The sequence below is a fragment of the Micromonospora sp. NPDC048898 genome (assembly GCF_043198035.1).
GTDB lineage: Bacteria > Actinomycetota > Actinomycetes > Mycobacteriales > Micromonosporaceae > Micromonospora.
The window spans coordinates 41,181-60,718 of the sequence record NZ_JBICUF010000014.1; the positions used below are offsets into that span (position 1 = coordinate 41,181).

At 71.2% G+C, this 19,538-nt stretch carries 22 protein-coding genes; 11 read left to right on the top strand and 11 right to left on the bottom strand.

The genetic code is table 11. The features are described from left to right. Positions 1–7: 7 nt before the first annotated feature. Positions 8–952: an RNA polymerase sigma-70 factor gene (locus tag ACGFIQ_RS27900; RefSeq protein WP_393248616.1), complete on the top strand. Its 945-nt coding sequence runs from the start codon at positions 8–10 to the stop codon at positions 950–952. Positions 953–1,034: 82 nt separating this feature from the next. Continuing rightward, positions 1,035–2,219, top strand: a complete 1,185-nt coding sequence (locus ACGFIQ_RS27905; RefSeq protein ID WP_393248468.1) for an NAD(P)/FAD-dependent oxidoreductase — start codon at positions 1,035–1,037, stop codon at positions 2,217–2,219. A 12-nt stretch (positions 2,220–2,231) separates the two neighbouring features. Here the strand turns inward: ACGFIQ_RS27905 and ACGFIQ_RS27910 are convergent, their stop codons facing one another. Beyond that, a complete protein-coding gene (locus tag ACGFIQ_RS27910) occupies positions 2,232–2,831 on the bottom strand; it encodes a DJ-1/PfpI family protein (RefSeq protein ID WP_393248469.1) in 600 nt (199 codons plus the stop codon). A 53-nt stretch (positions 2,832–2,884) separates the two neighbouring features. Here ACGFIQ_RS27910 and ACGFIQ_RS27915 point away from each other — a divergent pair, with 53 nt between their 5' ends. Further along, on the top strand, positions 2,885–3,829 hold the full coding sequence (locus ACGFIQ_RS27915; RefSeq protein WP_393248470.1) for a GlxA family transcriptional regulator: 945 nt from the start codon (positions 2,885–2,887) through the stop codon (positions 3,827–3,829). Positions 3,830–3,872: 43 nt separating this feature from the next. Here ACGFIQ_RS27915 and ACGFIQ_RS27920 read toward each other — a convergent pair whose 3' ends face one another. After that, positions 3,873–4,364 carry a YcxB family protein gene (locus ACGFIQ_RS27920; protein WP_393248471.1) on the bottom strand — a complete coding sequence of 164 codons (492 nt, stop codon included), beginning with the start codon at positions 4,362–4,364 and terminating at the stop codon, positions 3,873–3,875. A gap of 45 nt (positions 4,365–4,409) precedes the next feature. Here ACGFIQ_RS27920 and ACGFIQ_RS27925 point away from each other — a divergent pair, with 45 nt between their 5' ends. Then, entirely contained in the window at positions 4,410–4,658 is a 249-nt protein-coding gene (locus ACGFIQ_RS27925; protein ID WP_393248626.1) for a hypothetical protein, read from the top strand. A 66-nt stretch (positions 4,659–4,724) separates the two neighbouring features. On the opposite strand, the gene ACGFIQ_RS27930 is transcribed toward ACGFIQ_RS27925, so the two are convergent. The 3 genes from ACGFIQ_RS27930 to ACGFIQ_RS27940 all read right to left on the bottom strand — a co-directional run bounded on the left by ACGFIQ_RS27930 (position 4,725) and on the right by ACGFIQ_RS27940 (position 7,443). After that, positions 4,725–5,735 (bottom strand): AraC family transcriptional regulator, encoded by a 1,011-nt coding sequence (locus ACGFIQ_RS27930; protein ID WP_393248472.1) that lies wholly within the window; start codon positions 5,733–5,735, stop codon positions 4,725–4,727. 482 nt (positions 5,736–6,217) lie between these two features. Further along, entirely contained in the window at positions 6,218–6,628 is a 411-nt protein-coding gene (locus tag ACGFIQ_RS27935; protein ID WP_393248473.1) for a lasso peptide biosynthesis protein, read from the bottom strand. Next, the gene (locus ACGFIQ_RS27940; protein WP_393248474.1) at positions 6,625–7,443 is read right to left on the bottom strand and encodes a hypothetical protein; all 819 of its coding nucleotides are present in this window, start codon (positions 7,441–7,443) and stop codon (positions 6,625–6,627) included. The genes ACGFIQ_RS27935 and ACGFIQ_RS27940 overlap by 4 nt, the downstream gene beginning before the upstream one ends. Positions 7,444–7,874: 431 nt before the next feature. On the opposite strand from ACGFIQ_RS27940, the gene ACGFIQ_RS27945 reads away from it, so the two are divergent. Next, the gene (locus tag ACGFIQ_RS27945) at positions 7,875–8,861 is read left to right on the top strand and encodes an AraC family transcriptional regulator (protein WP_393248475.1); all 987 of its coding nucleotides are present in this window, start codon (positions 7,875–7,877) and stop codon (positions 8,859–8,861) included. Between the two features lie 43 nt (positions 8,862–8,904). On the opposite strand, the gene ACGFIQ_RS27950 is transcribed toward ACGFIQ_RS27945, so the two are convergent. From ACGFIQ_RS27950 to ACGFIQ_RS27960, 3 genes are all read right to left on the bottom strand, one after another. Next, positions 8,905–9,792, bottom strand: a complete 888-nt coding sequence (locus tag ACGFIQ_RS27950) for a hypothetical protein (RefSeq protein WP_393248476.1) — start codon at positions 9,790–9,792, stop codon at positions 8,905–8,907. A 43-nt stretch (positions 9,793–9,835) separates the two neighbouring features. Then, the gene (locus tag ACGFIQ_RS27955; RefSeq protein WP_393248477.1) at positions 9,836–10,555 is read right to left on the bottom strand and encodes a hypothetical protein; all 720 of its coding nucleotides are present in this window, start codon (positions 10,553–10,555) and stop codon (positions 9,836–9,838) included. A 92-nt stretch (positions 10,556–10,647) separates the two neighbouring features. Next, on the bottom strand, positions 10,648–13,425 hold the full coding sequence (locus ACGFIQ_RS27960; RefSeq protein ID WP_393248617.1) for a BTAD domain-containing putative transcriptional regulator: 2,778 nt from the start codon (positions 13,423–13,425) through the stop codon (positions 10,648–10,650). Between the two features lie 117 nt (positions 13,426–13,542). Between ACGFIQ_RS27960 and ACGFIQ_RS27965 the strand changes: the two genes are divergently transcribed. From ACGFIQ_RS27965 to ACGFIQ_RS27985, 5 genes are all read left to right on the top strand, one after another. Next, positions 13,543–14,511, top strand: coding sequence for a GlxA family transcriptional regulator (locus tag ACGFIQ_RS27965; RefSeq protein WP_393248478.1), 969 nt, complete (start codon positions 13,543–13,545; stop codon positions 14,509–14,511). Between the two features lie 90 nt (positions 14,512–14,601). Continuing rightward, a complete protein-coding gene (locus ACGFIQ_RS27970; RefSeq protein ID WP_393248479.1) occupies positions 14,602–15,186 on the top strand; it encodes a hypothetical protein in 585 nt (194 codons plus the stop codon). Positions 15,187–15,223: 37 nt separating this feature from the next. After that, positions 15,224–15,868, top strand: a complete 645-nt coding sequence (locus ACGFIQ_RS27975) for a dihydrofolate reductase family protein (RefSeq protein WP_393248480.1) — start codon at positions 15,224–15,226, stop codon at positions 15,866–15,868. 57 nt (positions 15,869–15,925) lie between these two features. Then, the gene (locus ACGFIQ_RS27980; RefSeq protein ID WP_393248481.1) at positions 15,926–16,378 is read left to right on the top strand and encodes a hypothetical protein; all 453 of its coding nucleotides are present in this window, start codon (positions 15,926–15,928) and stop codon (positions 16,376–16,378) included. Between the two features lie 53 nt (positions 16,379–16,431). After that, the gene (locus ACGFIQ_RS27985; RefSeq protein ID WP_393248482.1) at positions 16,432–16,881 is read left to right on the top strand and encodes a hypothetical protein; all 450 of its coding nucleotides are present in this window, start codon (positions 16,432–16,434) and stop codon (positions 16,879–16,881) included. Here the strand turns inward: ACGFIQ_RS27985 and ACGFIQ_RS27990 are convergent. The 3 genes from ACGFIQ_RS27990 to ACGFIQ_RS28000 all read right to left on the bottom strand — a co-directional run bounded on the left by ACGFIQ_RS27990 (position 16,878) and on the right by ACGFIQ_RS28000 (position 18,211). Then, the gene (locus tag ACGFIQ_RS27990; RefSeq protein WP_393248483.1) at positions 16,878–17,441 is read right to left on the bottom strand and encodes a hypothetical protein; all 564 of its coding nucleotides are present in this window, start codon (positions 17,439–17,441) and stop codon (positions 16,878–16,880) included. The two genes, ACGFIQ_RS27985 and ACGFIQ_RS27990, sit on opposite strands and share 4 nt — an antisense overlap. A gap of 466 nt (positions 17,442–17,907) precedes the next feature. Further along, positions 17,908–18,096 (bottom strand): DUF397 domain-containing protein, encoded by a 189-nt coding sequence (locus tag ACGFIQ_RS27995; RefSeq protein ID WP_393248484.1) that lies wholly within the window; start codon positions 18,094–18,096, stop codon positions 17,908–17,910. Beyond that, positions 18,086–18,211, bottom strand: a complete 126-nt coding sequence (locus ACGFIQ_RS28000; protein WP_393248618.1) for a Scr1 family TA system antitoxin-like transcriptional regulator — start codon at positions 18,209–18,211, stop codon at positions 18,086–18,088. The genes ACGFIQ_RS27995 and ACGFIQ_RS28000 overlap by 11 nt, the downstream gene beginning before the upstream one ends. Positions 18,212–18,476: 265 nt before the next feature. Between ACGFIQ_RS28000 and ACGFIQ_RS28005 the strand changes: the two genes are divergently transcribed. After that, positions 18,477–19,484, top strand: coding sequence for a multiprotein-bridging factor 1 family protein (locus ACGFIQ_RS28005; RefSeq protein ID WP_393248485.1), 1,008 nt, complete (start codon positions 18,477–18,479; stop codon positions 19,482–19,484). Positions 19,485–19,538 lie beyond the last annotated feature (54 nt).

The window sequence follows — 19,538 nt, forward strand, 5'->3', positions numbered from 1 at the left end:
TCGAGCCATGCCGCTCAGTCCGGACGAGGTCGAGCTCTTCGAACGCGCCAGGGCCCGCCTGGGAGCGATCGCCTACCGCCTGCTGGGCTCGACGAGTGACGCCGAAGACGCGGTCCAGGACACGTTCCTGCGCTGGCAGGCCGCCGATCGGCAGCGGGTCGAGACGCCCGAGGCCTGGCTGACGAAGGCGCTCACCAACGTGTGCCTCAACCAGCTCACCTCGGCGCGGGCCCGGCGCGAGACCTACGTGGGCACCTGGCTGCCCGAACCGGTCCTGGCCGGGGATCGGATGCTCGGCCCCCTCGACACCGCCGAGCAGCGCGAGTCGGTCTCGATGGCGGTCCTCACCCTCCTGGAGCGGCTGTCGGCCAAGGAGCGCGCGGTGTACGTGCTCCGCGAGGCCTTCGGCTACACCCACGCGGAGATCGCCGACATGCTCGGCGTCAGCGAGTCGAACTGTCAGCAGATCTACCGGCGGGCCAAGCAGCACGTCACCGGTGACCGGGCCCGCACCGAGGTCGACGGTGCCACCGCGCGCCGGATCGTCGAGGAGTTCCTGGCAGCGGCCGCCAACGGCGAGACCCAGCGGTTGGTCACGCTCCTCACCGACGACGCGACGAGCGTCGGCGACGGCGGCGGCAAGATCCCGGCCCGGACCACACCTGTCGTCGGCGCGCTGGCGGTGGCCAGGTTCCTGCGCGGCCTGTTCGCGCCCAGCACCGCCAAACGCGACCTCGTGGGCGGCAGCCCCGCCCTCTACGTCGACGTTGCCAACGGCGCCCCGGCGCTGGTGGTGGTGCTCGACGAACGGGTCGTCGGTGTCCTGGCGCTGAAGGTGACGTCCGACGGCGTCGCGGCCGTGCACGCCCAGGTCAACCCGGACAAGCTGGTACGCGCCACCCGGCACTGGTCCGCATCCGCGCACGGGGAGCCCCTGCTGCACGTCTGGTGACCCAGCTCTCAGCCGACTCCTGTCAGGAATCGGGTCGCTGTCCGGTTCAGGAAGCGACCCTCGCCGAGACAGGAGTGACACCATGAAGCACCGGATCGTCGTCCTCGGGGCCGGATACGCCGGAGCCATCGCCGCCGGGCGTCTCGCCCGGCGACTGCACCGCGACGACACGCGGATCACCGTCGTCAACGCCGACGCCGACTTCGTCGAGCGGGTCCGTATGCACCAACTCGCCACCGGGCAGCACCTCAAGCACCGGCCGCTGACCGACGTCTACGCGGGCACCGGAGTGGAGACCCGCGTGGCCCGGGTCACCGCCGTCGACACCGACCGCAGGACCGTCGCCCTCGTCGCCGAGCACGGCACCGACGAGATCGGGTACGACACGCTCGTCTACGCCCTCGGCAGCACCAGCGCGGACCACGGCGTCCCCGGCGTCGCCGAGCACGCGTACGACATCGCCGGCAGGACGTCGGCGACGCGGGTGCGTGACCGGCTGGCCCAGCTCCCGGCCGGCGCGACGGTGCTCGTCGTCGGTGGCGGCCTCACCGGACTGGAAGCGGTCACCGAGATCGCGGAGGCCCGCCCGGACCTCGACGTCGCGCTCGCCGCCCGCGGTGCGCTCGGCGACTGGCTCACCGAGAAGGCGCGGCAGCACCTGCGCGGGGTCTGCGACCGGCTCGGGATCACCGTGCACGAGCACACCGACATCGCCCGGGTCGACGCCACCGGCGCGGTCACCGGCGACGGTCGGGTGCTCCCCGCCGAGCTGACCGTGTGGACGGCCGGCTTCGCCGTCCACCCCATCGCCGCCGCCACGACCCTGACGGTCGCGGACACCGGGCAGATCGTCGTCGACGCCACGATGCGGTCGGTCTCCCACCCCGACGTGTACGCCGTCGGCGACGCGGCGATCGCCGAAGGACCGGGCGGGAAACCACTGCGGATGTCCTGCGCCTCGGGCACCCCGATGGCCTGGCAGGCCGCCGACGCCATCGCCGCGCGCCTGACCGGTCGGACGAAGATCCCGAAGGCCCCGCTGCGCTACTTCAACCAGTGCATCAGCCTCGGCCGCCGCGACGGCATCATCCAGTACGTGACAGCCGACGACCGGGCCCGGCCCGCCCTGCTCAAGGGCACGGTGGCGGCCCGCTACAAGGAGTTCGTCTGCGCGGGCGCGGCGTGGAGCGTCTCCCGCCCGATCCTGTACCCGGTGCGCCGCCACCGCATCGTCGCGACCCGCCCGGAACTGCTCACTCGGGGGTGAGCGGGTCGCGGCTCAGCGGTGTGCACGCCCGGCCCGCGCGAGCCAGGTGGGTCCCGGTCGCGCGTACTCGATGGTGGCCGCGACACGATCGGCGGTGGCCGCGCCGAGTTCCCGTTCCGTGATCCACAGGGCCAGGTCGAGCCCGGCGGCGAGCGCGCCCGCGGTGATGCGGTCACCGTCGTCGACGACCCGCTCGTCCACGACGTCGACGCCGTAGGAGCGCAACTCCTCGTACGCGTTGCGGTTGGTGGTCGCCTTCCGCTGGCTCAGCAGGCCGGCGGCGGCGAGCAGCAGACCGCCGGTGCAGACCGACGCCATCCAGCGGGTCGAGGGGGCCAGCGCGGCCAGCCGGGCCGGGAGTGCGCCGTGCTGCGCCTGTGCCCAGGCACCGGCGGCGGCCCGGTTCAACCATCCTCCACCCGGTACGACCACACCGTCGGGCCGCCCCAGCACCGCGGGCACGTGGAGTTGGACACCTCGCATGCTGACCACCGGCCCCGGCCGCTCGACGGCGACCAGGTCGACGGCGAACCCGGCGATCGCCAGCACCTCGAAGGGCCCGAAGACGTCCAACTCGTCGAAGCCATCGAAAACCACGATTTCTATTCGCACCTGACGAGGATGTCGCGCGGCCACCGTCGAGGACGAGTGGCATTCTTGCCACTGTGCATAAGCAATCAGCCACGCACCGGGTCGCCGTACTGGCCCTGCCGCCCGTCGTCGCCTTCGACCTGACCATCGCGACACACGTCTTCGGCCACGAGGGCCACGGCCGTTACACGACCACCGTCTGCTCGCCCAGCGGCGGCGCGGTCCCCACCACCACCGCCGGGCTGGCCCTGACCGTCGATGCCACGATCGATGTCCTCGCCGACGCCGACACCGTGATCGTTCCTGGTTTCCGCCGCGGACCGGCACCGGCCCCGGCACTCGACGCCCTGCGTGCCGCGTACCGGCGCGGTGCCCGCATCGCCTCGATCTGCACGGGCGCGTTCGCACTGGCCCAGTCCGGGCTGCTCGACGGCCGGCGGGCGACCACCCACTGGGTGCACACCGAGGCGCTGGCCCGCGAACATCCCATGGTCACCGTCGACGCGAACGCGCTGTACGTCGACGAAGGGCAGGTGCTGACCAGCGCCGGGCTCGCGGCGGGCCTCGACCTGTGCCTCTATCTGGTGGGCCGGGACCACGGCCAGAACGCGGCCATCGAACGCGCCCGCCTCCTGGTCACACCGCTGCACCGGGCGGGTGGCCAGGCGCAGTTCGTCCCCGCCCAGGCGAGCGGGGAGGACGCCGAGATGGCCGCCGTCACCACCTGGGCCACCGCCAACCTGCACCTGCCGATCACCGTCGCGGACCTCGCCCGGCAGGGTCTTCAGTCGACCCGCACCCTGCACCGCAACTTCCAGCACCGGTTCGGGATGAGCCCGCAGGCATGGCTGACCGAGCAACGATTGCGCGCCGCCTGCGAGCTGCTGGAAAGTGACGACAGCACTATCGACGACATCGCCAGACGGACGGGGCTGGGCACCGCCACCAACCTCCGAGCGCACTTCCGTCGAGCCTTCGCCACCACTCCCACCGCCTACCGCCGCGCCTTCACCCCCTGACGCACCCGCAGACCCGCTCCCGGCCGAAAGGCGCGCCGGCGGGTCACCGCAGCAGGCCCCGTTCGACCAGGTACGCGCGCAGCGTCTCGGCGTCCTCGGCGGACATCAGGCTGCGTGGGATGACTGTCGCCGGCATCCGGCCGACGAACACGATCCAGAAGTCGGAGGTGTCCTTCACCTGGGCGACCCCGTCCCAGGCGATGCCGCTGGACTCCGTGCCACTGCGCATCATGATGTTGTCGTCGGTGATGTCGTAGGCGCCCTCGACCGCGTAGCCACTGGACCGGCGCCGGGCGCGCCACCGCACCCAGGGCGAATACAGCATCGACAGCAGACCGGCCACGACCATCGCCAGGCACAGCGGCGAGATCTGCTCGGCCCGGTCGGACCCGCGCGAGACGGCGAGACCGATCGCCCCCACCGCCACCAGCACCGCGCCGATGTAGCCGTACCTGCGTAGGCGCACACGGCTGAGCGCGGCGGCGACCCGGCCCGGGTAGGCGGGGTCGGCGGGGACGTCGAAATGGATGTGCACGCCGAAACGATAGTGCCCCGCCGACCCCCGGGCAGCGCCTGACCCGTGCCCGCCGGCCGGACCGCCGGGGGCCGCCGGGCTGCGACGGCCGGCACGACGCCGCAGGTTTGTCCGTCGCCTGGGCGAGACTGGCGGGCATGGCTGCAGGCCGACCATGCCGGTCACGCCGACATCCTGCGCGAGCAGCACGACGGGGCGATCGGTTGGCGGCGGGACAACAGCAACATCCCCGACGGCTACGACTGGCCGGCGTACGTGCGCAAGCTGACGAAGCTCGCCGACCGGTTCGGATAGCCCGTCCGGGTCCGGCCGGGCTATGCCGAGTCGCGGCGACCGGACCCGCTGGCCATCCGGCGTTCGTCACTGGCTCTGCTCCACCGACGCCGCTGCTCCCGTGGCGCGCAGGGTGTCGTAGGGGTGGCAGCCGTAGGTCTCGCGGTACGCCTGGGCGAAGCGCCCGGGATGGGTCCAGCCCCAGCGTCGCGCCGTCTCCGCCACGGTCTGCCCCGGTTTGGCGTGTTGCAGGTCCCAGTGCGCCTGGCGTAATCGGACGGCCCGCAGGAACGCCATCGGGGTCTGCCCGTGGTAACGCTGGAACGCCACCTGTAACGCGCGTTGGCTGACCTCGCAGGCTTCGGCTATCCGGCCCACCGTCAGCGGTGCCGCGGCGTGGGCCTCGATGAACTCGGCGGCCCGGCGGACGATCGCGCGGCCGACACCTGCCTGTCCGGGCAGGTAGTTGATGGTCATCGTGGTGTTCGGGAACACCGCGACGGCGGTGGTCGCCACCATGTCCACCAGGCCGGCGCGGGCCAGTGGACTGGCGGCCACCGCGTTGACGGCGAGTTGTCGCCGGGCGAACGTCGTCACCGACTGCCAGAGCAGGGCCATCGCCGGGGACAGGGGTGCCATCGCGGTGAAGTGGAAGTTCGCGATGGGCAGGCCGGTGCGGACGGAGGCGGCCGCGGCGATCCGTTGCATCGGCAGCCGGACGGAGACGGCCGCCAGATCGTCGATGAGGTGGACCGCGCCCACCTCCGGGTATCGACCTGTCATGTTGGGGCCGAGGCGCAGCTCCTCGTCGTCGGTACGGGCGGCGTACCGACCGTTGGCCACCGTCAACGCACTGAAGTCGCGATAGGGCAACGACTCGCTGCGGTTGCGCATGGTGTATCGGATCTCACCGATCTCCAGGTCTTCGACGCGCAGCGTCGCCTGCCGGTAGCGGAATCGAGCGGGTGGTCCGGAGATCCGCACTCGGTGTTCCCCGTACCGGAGTGCGATCACGTGGTGTGCTTCTTCCGGGTCGTCAGTCTCGACGACGTCTCGGCTGACCGGCTCCTGCCCGTCAAGGTTCCCCGTCCACGGCATGGGCCGTCACCTCCGTCGGCCGTCATCCGGCCCGATCTGTTTGAACGTGCCACGCGGTGGTTCGCAACGGCCTTCCGGAGACTTCCAGACCGCTGCCGCGGCCTGCTCCGAGGCTTCTGACCGCGAGCACGGTAAGTCAATCCGGTTCCGGTACAAAACTGGCCATTTCACGAACGACAGGTCGCGTGATGGTTCGCCGCCAGGCAACAATCGAGTTCGATCCCGCACCCCCGGGGCCGCACCGAGGCGGTCGCCGGAGTGAGCTGCATGACTATGTCAAAGTGGTTACCCGTTTCGGGGGGCGAAATTGTCGGTTTTCCGACACCTCAGTCGGCACGGTGGGCCCCTGATCCCCCGCTCCCATCCCAGTCTGTCCGAGCCACTCACCATGGGTCGGCCCGATCGGCCGGCCGATCGGGGTCCGCGACGAAGCGACCCCGGTCGGCCGGTCCCGCTGACGATCCGGCCTGCCTGCGCAACGGTCAGCGCAGCCAGGCCGGCGGGACCGGGTGGCGCAGAATCTCGGCCAGCCCGTGCCGGTGCGGATCGGGGTCGCCGTCGAGCCAGGCGTGGGCGTGGAAACCGGCAGCCGGTGCGCTGACCCCGATCACCACGGTCCGTGGCACCCCCCGCTCGGCGAACCAGCGCTGCCGCACCAGCGCGCTCTCCAGACAGTTGCCACCGCTGCGGCACAGCGCCCGCCGGACCAACGTGTCGGTGCCGCCGGGCGGGGGCGCGGTGAGGCGTACCGCGCCCAGCCCGCCTCGGGCGAGCTGGCGACGTACTCGCCGACAGGCCAGCATCGTCCATGCCGCCACTGCCACACCACGTGGTCCGTGGTGGCGGATCAGCCGGGCCAGCGCGTCGAGGGTGCGGCCCGGACCGGCCGTCACGGGAGCGATCCGGTGAGCGCGGCGCCGAGGAGTCGGTGGGTGGCGTCGAGGGTCGCCCAGTCGCGGGGACGGGTCAGGTCGAAGCCCGGTCGGGCGGCGAGCGCGAGCAGCGCGCTCGGGTCGGAGGGCAACTCGGGCAGGGAGCGACGGGTGACGAGGCGGGCCAGCAACTCGGCCGGACCGACCGGGGTCACCGCGAGCCGGTCACCCCAGTGCAGGAAGATCCAACCGCCGACCGGCAGGCGAGGCGTGACGGCGGGCAGGGTGAGCCGAAGCCGGCTGTCGTCGCGGACCACCCGGGTGGGTAGCCCGAGACCGGGGATCGGCTCTCGCAGGTCGACGCAGCGTGGGCCGGCGAGCACGTCGCCGCCGGCACAGACCACGATGTCGTCGGCCAGCACCGGCATGTCCCGGGCGGCGAGCGCCGCGAGCAGCGTGCTCTTGCCGGCGGTACGACCACCGAGCACCACCCACGCCCGTCCGGCGTGGACGAACGCCCCGGCGTGGAAGGTCTCCCGCTCGGCCCAACGGTTGACCACCACTGCCACCGGAGCGAGGTACGGGTGGGCGAGCAGGTCCGCGGCGAGCGGCGGCCCGTAGAAGGTGGCACTGCCGCTGGCCCGGTTCACGTCGAGGGTGCGGCCGTCGGCGAGTATCCGGACCATCCGGTCGGCGTTCAACGGCGCGGGTGGCGGCGGTGCGACGTGCCGCTGCCGTACGGTCACCGGCCGGCCCCCCACGGGTGGGCAGCTGTCGGCGTCCAGTTCGACGACCTCGTCGAGTCCCTCGATGCGCAGCCCGTAGGCGGTTCTCATGGATGGGTCTCCTGGTGTCGCTCGGGCGCGCGGCCGACACCGGGTGCGACCACCCGCCCGGTGCCTGGTCCGGCTCGGAGCGTGTTCGGCGCGGCGTTTCGGCCGTCCGGGACGATCGGCGCCGTCCGTCCGGTGGGTGCCTGTGCCACGGACTGGTCAGCAGCGGAAAACGGCTCTCTCGGAACTACCACGTCCTGCCCGTCGCGGCCTCTTTCAGTGGCTCTGGCCGGCGTTATCTGGCTAGCCTCGTGCGGATTATGGACAGTCCGATCCCCGTCATCGGCTCGGCGGGTAGGTTTCCACCCATGTCGACGGGAGCTTGGCGTCGTTGAGGACAGTGGACCGTCTTCATCTTCCAAGTGCTCTTTGCATCCGTGCGTCGCCAAGCAGACGCGTCCGACGGTCCCCCAGCTTGGCGATGAGGAGTCGGCATGCAGCATCGCGCTGAGGCGACAGGTCCGCCCGTCCTGCGCAGGTACGAGACCCACGAAATCTCGGCGGCGCACGACGTGATCAGCCAGGAGTGCGTGGGGATCGAGCTTCGGCCGCACAACGTCGTCGGTCAGTTCACCTACCAGCAGGAGTCGGTGGAGTCGGGGCCGGTCGTGGTGAGCCGGGTGCGGTGCGGCGCGGCCATCGAGGGCCATTTCCTCGAGCCGTTGACCGACCTGATGTTCCTCTCGGTGCTGCACGGGCAGGTCGAGACACAGGACGGCCGGGACCAGACGCGGACAGGTCCCGGCGGGGTGCTCCTGAACCCGATCGGCCGCCCGTTCACCAATACCTGCCGGGATTTCGACATCTACTGCCTCAACCTGGACCCGCGCACCGTGACCGAGGCCGCCACCGAGCGGACGGGAATCGATCCCGTTGACTTTCGGTTCGAGGCGATCACGCCGGTCTCCAGGGAGATGGGTCAGTTCTGGCACAGCACCACGACTCATCTCTACGACCTCTTCCACGGGCCGTCGGAGCCGCTCCGCAGCCCGCTCGTGGTCGGTGCCGCGATCGACCAGGTCGCCTCGGCCGCACTCGCCGTCTTCCCGAACTCCGCGATGACGATGCCGCACCGGGTCGAGGCGGTCCCGTTACCCTCCGGTCCGGTCCGGCGTGCCGTGTCGTTCATCGAGACGCACGCCGACGAGGCCATCACCGTCACCCGGATCGCCGACGCCGCCCGGCTGACGCCTCGCGCGCTCCAGGCGGCGTTCCGTCGCCAGCTGGGCACCACACCGATGGCGTACCTGCGGCGGACGCGGCTGGACCGGGCCTACCAGGACCTACTCAAGGCCGATCCGACAAAGGGGGCGACCGTGGACGCTGTCGCGCACCGCTGGGGCTACCTGCACCTGGGCCGGTTCGTCGCGGAGTATCGAGCGACGCACGGCCAGTCGCCCAACGACACCCTGCACACCTGATCCGGCCGGGACGACTGCCGGCCGGATCAGGCCAGCCGACGCCCTAGAACCCGCCCCACCGGTGGGCCTCGCACCTCCAGGTCTTGCCGTTGTTGTGGGAGACGCACACCACGACGATCTTCCCGAGGACGGGAAGCCCCAGGGTGAAGATGTGCAGCTTCATCTTCTTCGCGTACGGGACGCCGGACTTCTCGGCGATGTCGGCCAGCGCCCACCCCGGGTCCGGTGCGTCCACCGTCGCCACCCGACGCAGCGTGTCGACGTCCCTGCCGTCGAGGAGCATCTCCATCTCCTCCGCCGTGGGCTCGGCGTCGCCGACCAACGTGTCCACGCGGTACGGCCCGTCGGCGGCCACGCCGTTGACCTTCTCGAAGGCCGCCTTCGTCCCGCCCACCGTGGTGTCACCGGCCAGGTCGAGGGTGAGGATCTCGTCGGTGCTCCGGCGCGACAGGAGGCACTCCCAGATGCTCTTGCCCGCGGCGACGCACATGGTCAGGCACCACTCCCGGCCGTCGGGCGTGGACGAGGCGAACAGCAGCGAGGTCGCCGTCGCGCCGTCACCCCTGCCGTCGTACGCACCGTCGGCGAGGTCGGCCATTGTCGTGCCGAGGATGTCCCGGCCGCCCGGCATCGTGCCCACGACCGTGACGCCGTCCACCCGCTCACCGGCCATCAGCGCCGTGAGCTGGTCGTCGGTGAGGTCGCGGCCTCCGGTGTCGACGGCCAGCACCCGGTCCAGGTCGCCGACGGGCCGGCCGGTCAGCTCCTCGAACTGTTGCCGCACGGTCCCCGGCGCACCGGGGTGGTCGGTGACTGTCGTGCGGGCCTCGTCGTCGGCGGCCTGCGACGGGGCGTACGAGGCGGTCAGCCCGACGAGCAGGGCTGTCGTGATGATGGTGACGCGTCTGGTGATGTCCCGCAGGGCGGTCATGGTGTCCTCGTCTCGGTGATCGGTGTCGGCGGGGTCGGACGGGCTACCAGCGACATGTGACCACGTCGCCGACGTCGTTCGGGGAGCCCGCGTCGCAGTGGTCGTCGATCCACTCACCGATCTCGTCGATCGTGTCCACGATCCAGGCGATCACCGACTTGATCGCGCCCCAGAGGCTGAAGTAGACGACAGTCGTCTCGGGGGTGCCGCCGGCCTCGTCGATGACGTCCTTCGCCGACCTGGCCGCGTTCGGCTTCTCGATGATGTCCAGCACCCGTACGCCGGTGTCGTCCTTGCCGGCGAACAGCGCCTCGATCTGCTCCGGGGTCCGCTCCCTGCCGTCGTCGACCGCGACGATCGCGCGGTCGACGAGCACCTCTCGGCTGCCGCTGACGGCCTGGGCGATGGTGGCGATCTCGCCCACCGTGAGGTCGTTGCCGAGCGCGGGGCCGGTGAACCGCCGGACGGAGACGGCACCGGCCGGATCGATCTGGATCTCGCCGGCCGTGATCAGGTCGTCCGCGCCGAACGGGTCCCAGGCGAACGTCCACTGCCCGCCTTCGCAGCGGAACTGGCCGTGCACCCGGCCCGGAGGCTCGGTCTCGGTGCGGACGACCCCGCCGCGGTCGTCGAGGTGCTGGACCACACAGTCGGTGCCCTTCGTCGGCGGTTTGTCGGTGCGGGCCACGGCTGTGGAGGGCAGGGCCAGCACCGTCGCGCTGACCACCCCGAGCACCGCGATACGGTGTGCCAAACGCTTCATCGAACGCTCCATCCCTCGGCACGGAAACTGGTGTCCGAAGAGTGGCGACCCGCGCTGAAGCGGCTCGGAAACGACGCGGAAAGCGGGGGACGTCAGGACAGTCGACTGGCGTCGAGCTGTGCCAGGTCGGCACGGATCGAGTCGGCGTCGGCATCGCCGAGTTCGTCGAGGATGGCCAGTGCCCGCTGCCACGCGGCACGGGTGGCACCGAGATCGGCGAGGGCCCGGTGGCTGCCACCCAGGTTGACGTACGTGCTCGCCTCGGCGTAGCGGTCGTTGACCTGGGTGAAGAGGTCGAGTGCGTGCTCGTAGCAGGCGATCGCGCGCCGGTCGTCGCCGAGCTGGTGATGGGCGTGCCCGAGGCTGTCCCAGGTGTCGGCCTGCCCCTGGACGTCGTCCACCTCCTGCAACATCCGCAGCGCGTCGCCGCACGACGCGAGGGCACTGTGGTAGTCGCCGAGCAGCGCCTCCTGCCAACCGACCGCGTTGAGGGTGTACCCCTGCCCGGCCCGGTTGCCGGTCCGCCGGAACAGGGTCAGTGCCCGCCGGGAATGGTCGAGCGCCTGGTGGTGCTGCCCCCGCCGCTCGGCCAGCTGACCACTGTTGAGACAGGTGTGGGCCAACCCGTCGTCGTCGCCGACGTCGGTGAACAGGTCGAGCGCGCGCCGCAGGTGGTCGTCGGCCTCGTCGTACTCGCGCAGCCGGGAGCAGGCGAGACCGAGGCTGCGGTGCGCGTGGCCCTGCCCGGTCTGATCGCCGATGCGGGACGCGGCGGCCAACGCGATGCGTTGCGTGCCGAGCCAGTCCTGCCAGTGCCCCTGCCGGTGCAGGAAGCCGGTCAGGGTCCAGGCGAGCCGCCACGCGTGTCCCTCGAACCCGGACCGTGCCGCCAGCGCTACGGCGGCGAGCAGGACGGGAAGCTCGGCGGTGAACCACGCCGTGGCGGCCGCCTTGCTCCGGGGGCTCTCCGGTGTCACGTCCGAGCGTGGTGGCGCGAGGTCGATCTCGCTGAAGTGCGGGTGCAGTGCGAGGTCGGCGGCGTGTGCGGTGTGCAGGCAGTGGTCGAGCAGCCGGTGCACGGCGGCCCGTCGGTCGGCCGGTGACTCGGCCTCGTCGGCGAGGCCGGCGGCGTACGCGCGCAGCAGGTCGTGGAACGCGTGACGCCCGTAGGTGTGCTCGGTGAGGAGGTTCGCCCGGGTCAGCTCGGTCAGCAGCGAAGCACTGGCCGGCGGGGTGAGACCCGCCAGGCTGGCCACGGCCGGGACGGCGACGTCCGGGCCGGGATGCAGGCTCAGCAGCCGGAACAGCCGCAGCGCCGGTGGGCTCAGTGTTTGACACGACCAGGAGAAGACCGCCCGCACGTCGGTGGCCTCGTCGCCCCCGTGGAAGGCGCCCAGATCGCCCAGCTCGGCGGCGACAGTGGCCAACGAGAAGTGCCGGTTGGTGGCGGCTCTGGCCGCGACGATGGCCAGGGCGAGGGGCAGCCGCGCGCACCGGTCGGCGATGGTGTCGGCCGCGGCGGGTTCGTCGGCGACCTGGTGCTCCCCCAGCCGGCGGACCAGCATGTCGCGGGCCTCGCCGGGGCTCAGCAGGTCGAGGAACACCGGTTGGGCGCTCTCGGTGACGACGAGCGGGATGAGCTGGTCGCGGCTGGTGACGATGGTGAGGCAGTCGGGTGAGCCGGGCAGCAGCGGCCGAACCTGTTCCGCGTCGCGGGCGTTGTCCAGCACGACGAGCAGGCGTTTGCCGGCCACCGTCGTGCGGTACAGGCTCACCATCAGGGTCTCGTCGCTCGGCATCCGTGTCGCCGGCACGCCGAGTGCCTCCAGGAAGCCGTGCAGCGCCCGCGCCGGCTCGGTGGGTGCGGCCCCCGGGTCGAAGCCACGCAGGTTGACGTAGAGCTGCCCGTCCGGGAAGCGCTCGGCCGCGCGGTGCGCCCAGTGCACGGCGAGCGCGGTCTTGCCGACGCCCGCGGTGCCGGACACCACCACGGCGCCACCCCGGTCGACCAGCGCGTCGAGGGTGGCCAGCTCCGCGTCGCGCCCCCCGAACGTTGGTACGGGGGGAGGCAGTTGCGCCGCCACCGGCGTCGGTGCCGCCGTCACCGGCGCGGGTGCGGCGATCGCCGTGTCCTGGCGCAGGATGGCGCACTCCAGATCCCGTAGCCGCGGACTCGGGTCGATGCCGAGGCTCTCCCGCAGGGTGTCGCGCAGCCGCCGGTACGTGGCGACCGCCTCGCCCTGCCGGCCGTCGCGGTACAGGGCGAGCATCAGCTGCGCGTGCAGGTGCTCGTCGAGCGGGTGTTGCCGGACGAGCCGTTCCAACCCGGGGACCAGCCGAGCGTGCTCGCCGACCGACAACCGGGCCTCGGCGAGCGCTCGTTCGGCCGCCAACCGCAGGCTGGCCAGGTGGTCGGCCTGCTCCTCAAGCCAGGCGGACCCGTTCACGTCGGCCAACGGCGGTCCACGCCACAGCGCCACCGCGGCCGTCAGGTGCGCCACCCGTTCGTTGCGGTCCGACGACCGGCGGGCCAGTTCGAGGAGGTGCTCGGCGGCCTGGACATCCGTGGACTCCGGCCCGGTGTTGAGCACGTAACCGGGCTGACGCGCCACGATCGATCCGGGCTCGCCGAGCACTCCGCGCAGGTAGGAGACGTGGCGCTGCAACGTGTTCGCCACGGTGGCCGGCGGGTGCTCGCCCCAGACCACGTCGATGAGTCGGTCGACGCTGACCACCCGGCCCGCGTGCAGCGCCAGCGTCGCCAGCACCGCCTTGCGGCGCACGCCGTTGACCGCCTGCGGGCTGCCGGCGACGACCACCTCCACCGGCCCGAGCAGCCTGACCCGCACCCCCGTGCCAGCCACCGACATCACCGGATCAGGCTAGTTCCGCAGCCCGGCATGCTCGATCTGTTCGTCGCGCACTGGACACGATCCAGCGGATCGCCGGCACTACCAATACCCCTGGGGGGTAGCTACGCTGTTGCCATGCGCGAACGGGTGATCCTCGTCGTCGGGTACGACGGGGCCGAGCTGCTCGACATCGCCTGTGTCACGTCCAGTCTCGACATCGCCAACCGGATCGGCGCCGCGCCGCCGTACCGGATTGTGGTGGCCACCCCCGGTCGGCGGGACATCACCTGCGACTCGGGGTTGCGGCTGGCGGGCGAGGCGAGCCTGGAACGGTTCACCGGGCCGGTGCACACGCTGCTGGTGACCGGCGGCCGTGGGCACGAGCGGGCGGCGGCGAGCCCGCACCTCGTCGGCCACGTCCGACGGCTGGCGGGTCTGGCGGACCGGGTCGCGTCGGTCTGCACCGGGTCGACCGTGCTGGCTGAGGCCGGTCTGCTCAACGGCCGGAGGGCCACCACGCACTGGATGTACGCCGAACGGCTGGCGGACCGGTTCCCCGACGTGCGGGTCGACGCCGAACCGATCTACGTCCGGGACGGCAACGTCGCGACCTCCGGTGGCATGACGAGCGCACTGGACCTGACCCTCGCCTTCATCGAGGAGGATCACGGGGCGGCACTGGCCCGGGGCGTGGCGATGGGCACTGTGGCGTACCTGCATCGACCGGGCGGGCAGGCCCAGATGAGCATGTTCCTGGCCCGCCGGACCACCGACGACGTCATGGTTCGCGAGATCAGCGACCACATCGTGAGCCACCCCGGCGACGACCTGAGCACCGCGGCGCTGGCCCGGCTCACCGGTGTCAGCGAGCGTCACCTGTCCCGACTGTTCGTCGAGCACCTCGGGCAGACGCCGGGGCGCTACGTGCGCCGGGTGCGGACCGAGGCCGCCGCGCAACTGTTGGCCTCGACCGGTCTGCCACTGGTGGCCGTGGCACGACGGTGCGGATTCGGCTCACCGGAGTCACTGCGGCAGGCGTTCGTCGACAGGTACGCGATGCCGCCCGCCCGCTACCGGGCGACGCAGGCAGCGCCCACGGGTTGATACCAGGGCTTCGGCCCTGCGCCCCAGCGATTCGGACACGATCGATCCCGAAGCGGTGCCGACCGCCGCGACGCCGGCAGGATCGTGGCCATGACTGAGCAGCCGTCAGCGCGCAGACCGGGACTGGCCGACCGATGGCCGATCGCTGTCGCACTCGTCGTCGTCGTGGGCGCGGCCACGGTGATCGCTGTGGTGAACGAGCGGGCCGAGCTGTTCGGGCCGGCGGTGGCCACCATGGCTGGCATCTACCTCATGGCGTACGCCCTCGGCCGGCCGGGGACCGCGTGGCTGGCCTTCGTCGTCCTGAGCGCCGTGGTGGCCGGCCTGCACCTGTTGGCGCGGCTGCGCACGCTGCCGGTCGACCCGGCGGTCGGGATGACGCTGCTGCTGGTGCCGTTGTGGGTCTGGGCGGTGGCGCGACGTCGGCTCAGCCCCACCCGGACGTTCTCGGTGCAGACCGCCGGCATGCTGGTCTTCGGCGCGATCACGCTGCTGACCGCGGCGACGCAACCGCGGGTGGGCACCGCCGTGGCGGGGGTCGGCTTCCTGGCGCACGGCATCTGGGACGCCTACCACTACCGCGTCAACCTGGTGGTGACTCGCTCATGGGCGCAGTTCTGCGCGGTCGTCGACGTCGGCGTGGGCATCGCGCTGATCATCGCGGCCATAGGCTGACTGTCCGGCACACACCGACGTCAATGGAGAATCCGCAATGACCACACATAACGGCAAGGTGATCGTCAACCAGACCATCTCGGCCGACGGGTACTCGGCCGGGCTCAACCAGACCGAGGACCGCCCGTTCGGTGACGACGGCGGCGACGGCTGGGGCGGCCGGCTGCATTCCTGGATGTTCGACGCCGCCGAGGAGAACCGGGCCGAGGTCGACCAGATCGACGCCGCTTCAGCGGTCATCATGGGGCGCAACATGTTCGGCCCGGTGCGTGGCGAGTGGGATCGGCAGTGGAACGGCTGGTGGGGTGAGGACCCGCCGTTCCACACCCCGGTCTTCGTGCTCACCCACCATGCGCGGGAGCCGCAGCCGATGAAGGGCGGCACCACCTTCCACTTCGTCACCGAAGGGATCGAGGCGGCACTCGCACAGGCCCGCGCGGCGGCCGGTGGCGGCGACATCTCGATCCACGGAGGTGCCACCACCATCAACCAGTATCTGGCCGCGGGTCTGGTCGACGAACTGCGGCTGCACATCGTGCCGGTCACCCTCGGCGCCGGCATGCGGATGTTCGAGGGTGTCCCGCCACTGAACCTCGAACAGGTGACGGCGCGGGCGGCAAGTTCGGTCGTGCACGTGACCTACCGCGTGCCGCCCCGAAGCGGTGTCACTCCCTCCCCGTAGCCTGCCCGGCGAACCGACCGAAGGCTGTGGCGGCCACGTCGTACGAGGGAGAGTGTGGTGTCTGCGATCGCGTCCTTGACCCTGGTGCCCAGGGACAGCATCACCGAGCTGGCCAGCCTGGCCCGCACATCGCCGTCGTCGCTCCACGCGTACCTGGCGGAACACGGGAGACAGGCGCGGCAGACGTACGACTGGTCCGGCTACTGCATGCTGTACGTCCTGACCTATCTGGACGAGCGCGGCATCGACGTGGAGCAGTCGGAGTTCAATGCCGAGTCGGAGGCCATCAACAGCGCGTACGGCTTCACCACACTCATCACCCCGGCCCCGCGGTTACTGGATCAGCTCGATCCCCGCGCCCACCGCGAGGAGGATCTGGTCGCCCACTTCGAGGAGATGGGAATGGACTTCGAGGAGAGCGGCACGGCCGGTCTGGACACGCTGAGGGTGTTGCGCGACAGCATCGCCGAACTCGCCGACGACCAGGTGTTGTTGCTGAACATCGGCTGAGGCCGACTCGGCCAGGTGGTGTACCAGCCGTGGTCGGCATCGACAGTTGTAGGGTGCCCACCGTGGGATACACGGTGTTGCCCTCGGGCCGTCTGAACCTTCCAGAGTCGGACGACGCCGCCGCGGTCGCCGCTGTCCAGGCCGCCTTGGCCGGACAGGGTGCCTGGTACCGGCCGGAGGCGTCTCCGTCGAACGGCACGCTTGTCGACCTGGCGGAGGTGGCCAGAGCCTCGATCGTCCGCGACGGAGACTGGATCGAGTTCGGGTACGACGACGAGGGCGACCCCAAGTGGTCGAACCGGGCGACGGCCTTCTACGTCGCCATCGCACCGTTCGTCCGCTCGGGCACCGTCCAGATCGAAGGCGAGGACGGCGCGAGCTGGTCCTACACCTACGCCGACGGGCAGATCACCCAGGACGGTTGGAACGGGTGGGATGGGTCCGTCGAGCCGTTCGGCGACCACGTGGATCTCCCGTCCCCCGGGCAACCGGTAGGCGGCTAGTTGTCGTTGAGGTTGACGGTCACACCCTGGTCGGCGCATGCCGACTGGAAACCCGCCACCGCGGCCCCCAGCGGCGCGATGAACCCGAGCGCCCTCTCCTTCTGCCCCTCCGGCAGCTGGGTCATCTGCCAGGCGATGTCGATCAGCGCGGTGCCGTGCTTGCGGATGTCCTCGTGCCGGGAGTCCTCGAACAGCTCGCGGGTCTTGCGATACTCGGCTTCGGTGAGCTTGTCGTCGCCGGGGTTCGTGGTGGTGCCGTCGGGGTTCTTGCCCGCGGCCATCGCCTTGCAGGCGGCAACCCCGGAATCCTCCTTGATGAACCCGTCGTACACGGCGTACCCGCTGGCCGCGACCATCAGGACGGCGACGAAGGCGAGGCCGGCGATCAGCAGCGGCTTTGCGCGTGAGTTGGCCGGCGGCGGCGACGGCAGGGGGTCGGGCGGACCTGCCCCGGGTTCCGGCTGCCCGATCGGCTGGGGCTGCGGCTGCTGCGGCGGATACACCGGACCGCCCTGCGGGTAGGGCGGCTGCGGCTGCTGGGCTTGGTAAGGGTCGGTCACGGCGTGCTCCCCACGTGATTTCTGGCGCTGGTGCAAGGTACCCGTCCTGACTCAGCCCCGAAAGGTCCACGGCGCGGAGACCGCCCGGTGCGCGCCGGGCGCACTGTCGAGGTCGGCCGGGCGGGTCGCCGACAAGGGCCGCAGGGGTACGGCGTCGACCGTCGCCGTCAGCGCCGTACCCAGCTCGACCTGGCATCCGACGCACGCCCGCCGGCCGACCCAGCCCTCTGCCGCGGGCGTTACGCGCGTGGCCGGCGCAGAAGGAAGACGCCGTCGAAGACCAGCACGGCGTCGACCGGGGCAGTCGTGACCGGCGGGGACACCGCGGCATCCGCACTGCGGTCGTACACCGCGTGTTGGAAACGTCGATCGCCGCCCGGCCCGAGCGGATCGAGCAGCTGGTGGCGGGTGGCGATCTTCGTGTTCTTCGCGTTCTCCGCAGTCGTCAGGCCGCCGGCCCTCCCGGTCAGGGGCGGCGCGCGTTCGTCTTGATCGTGTGGACGAACGCGTCCCAGGCGGCGGGCGCGAAGCTCAGCATCCCGGCGTCGGGGGCCGTGGAGTCGCGGACGTCGACCTGGACGCGCCGGTCACGCACCTCCACGCACTGGCCGTTGTTGCCGGAACGGCTGGACGTGCGCCAGGCGTTACGTTCCATGCTTGCTCAGCTCCTTGATGAACGTGACCGACTCGGCGGGCGACATCGCCAGCGTCTTCAGATTGTCGTACGCCGCCGACAGCCGCGCCAGGTCACGACTCGACTCCAGGAACAGCTCGGTGGAGACCCGTCATTCCAGGCCGTAGTCGGCGGCATGGTTCCAGATGACGTGTAGCTCATCCAGGCCGGCGTGCATGCTCACCTCCCCCACGGCTTCGATGCGAGCGGCTTGTATTGGGCTGACCGCTGAACTCCGTCTGTACGCGACGACTGTCCAATTGGATGCATTGGCGGTGCTGAAGTCGTACGGTCGTACATAGTGGCCCGCCGGGGTAGAGGCCGGCGGGGCCGCCGCCCAGTCCTTTACCTGGGAGCGTCACATGCCCGCTCGTATTCGTACTGCCGTGGACCCGCGGTTTCCCACCGAGTTGACCCGTAGACGCACCGAGCGAGACCTGTCTCTGCGGGATCTGGCCCGCCTCGGGCACTACAGCAAGAGCTTCCTACACGACCTGGAGAGCGGACGCACCCGTCCCACCTCCGACGTCGCACGCCAACTGGACGCCGCTCTCGAAGCCGGCGGGGCACTCGCCGCCATGGTCGTCGACCCGCCAGCCGTCACCACCGCCGATGACGGTGCTCGGCTCGCATACCTGGTCACCAACCCGACCAGGCTGGACAGCGTCGGGGTGCAGTTACTCGCCGACGTGCTGGCCGCTCAGAGACGGCTCGACGACGCGTTGCCCGCACCGATGATGCTGCCGGTGTCGCTACCTCATTGGCACACGGTCCGCGACCTCGCGGCCCAGGCCCGAGGACGCCACGCGCCCGAACTGCACGCCGTCGCGGCCGAATGGACGCAGTTCATCGGGTGGTTGCACGCCGAGGCGCGCAATGACAACCAGGCGGTACGGGTGCTCATCGAGGCCGCCCAGGAGGCTGACGCGGTAGACAGTGGTCCACTCGCCGCGCAGACGGAGAACTTCCGCGGCTACATCGAGCGCCAGCGGGGCAATGCTCGGGGCGTCGTGCGGCACTTCCTCGCCGCGTACCACACCCCGGGATCGTCGCCACTGCAACGGGTTGGTGACGCGGTGCAGGCCGCCCACGGATATGCCCTGCTTGGTGACCGGCCCTCTGCGGTGCGGCTCCTCGGCGAGGCCGGCGACCTGACCACCGCCGCCGAATCGCACCCGCCGCCCGCGCTCGCGTACTGGTTGACGCCGACGTTCTCGCGCATGGGCCTTGGCCTGGCCTACCTAGCGCTTGGGGACCGCGTCGCTGCCGCGGACAACCTGCGCGCGGGACTGAACGCGCTCCCCGAGGATCAGTGCGGCGCGGAGTGGACGGTTGAGTACCGGCAGGCTCTGGCCGTGGCTGGCGGTTGAACTGTCCGGGACGTGTCCGCCACCCGGTTGCGGACAGTCATGGTCTAGATGGTC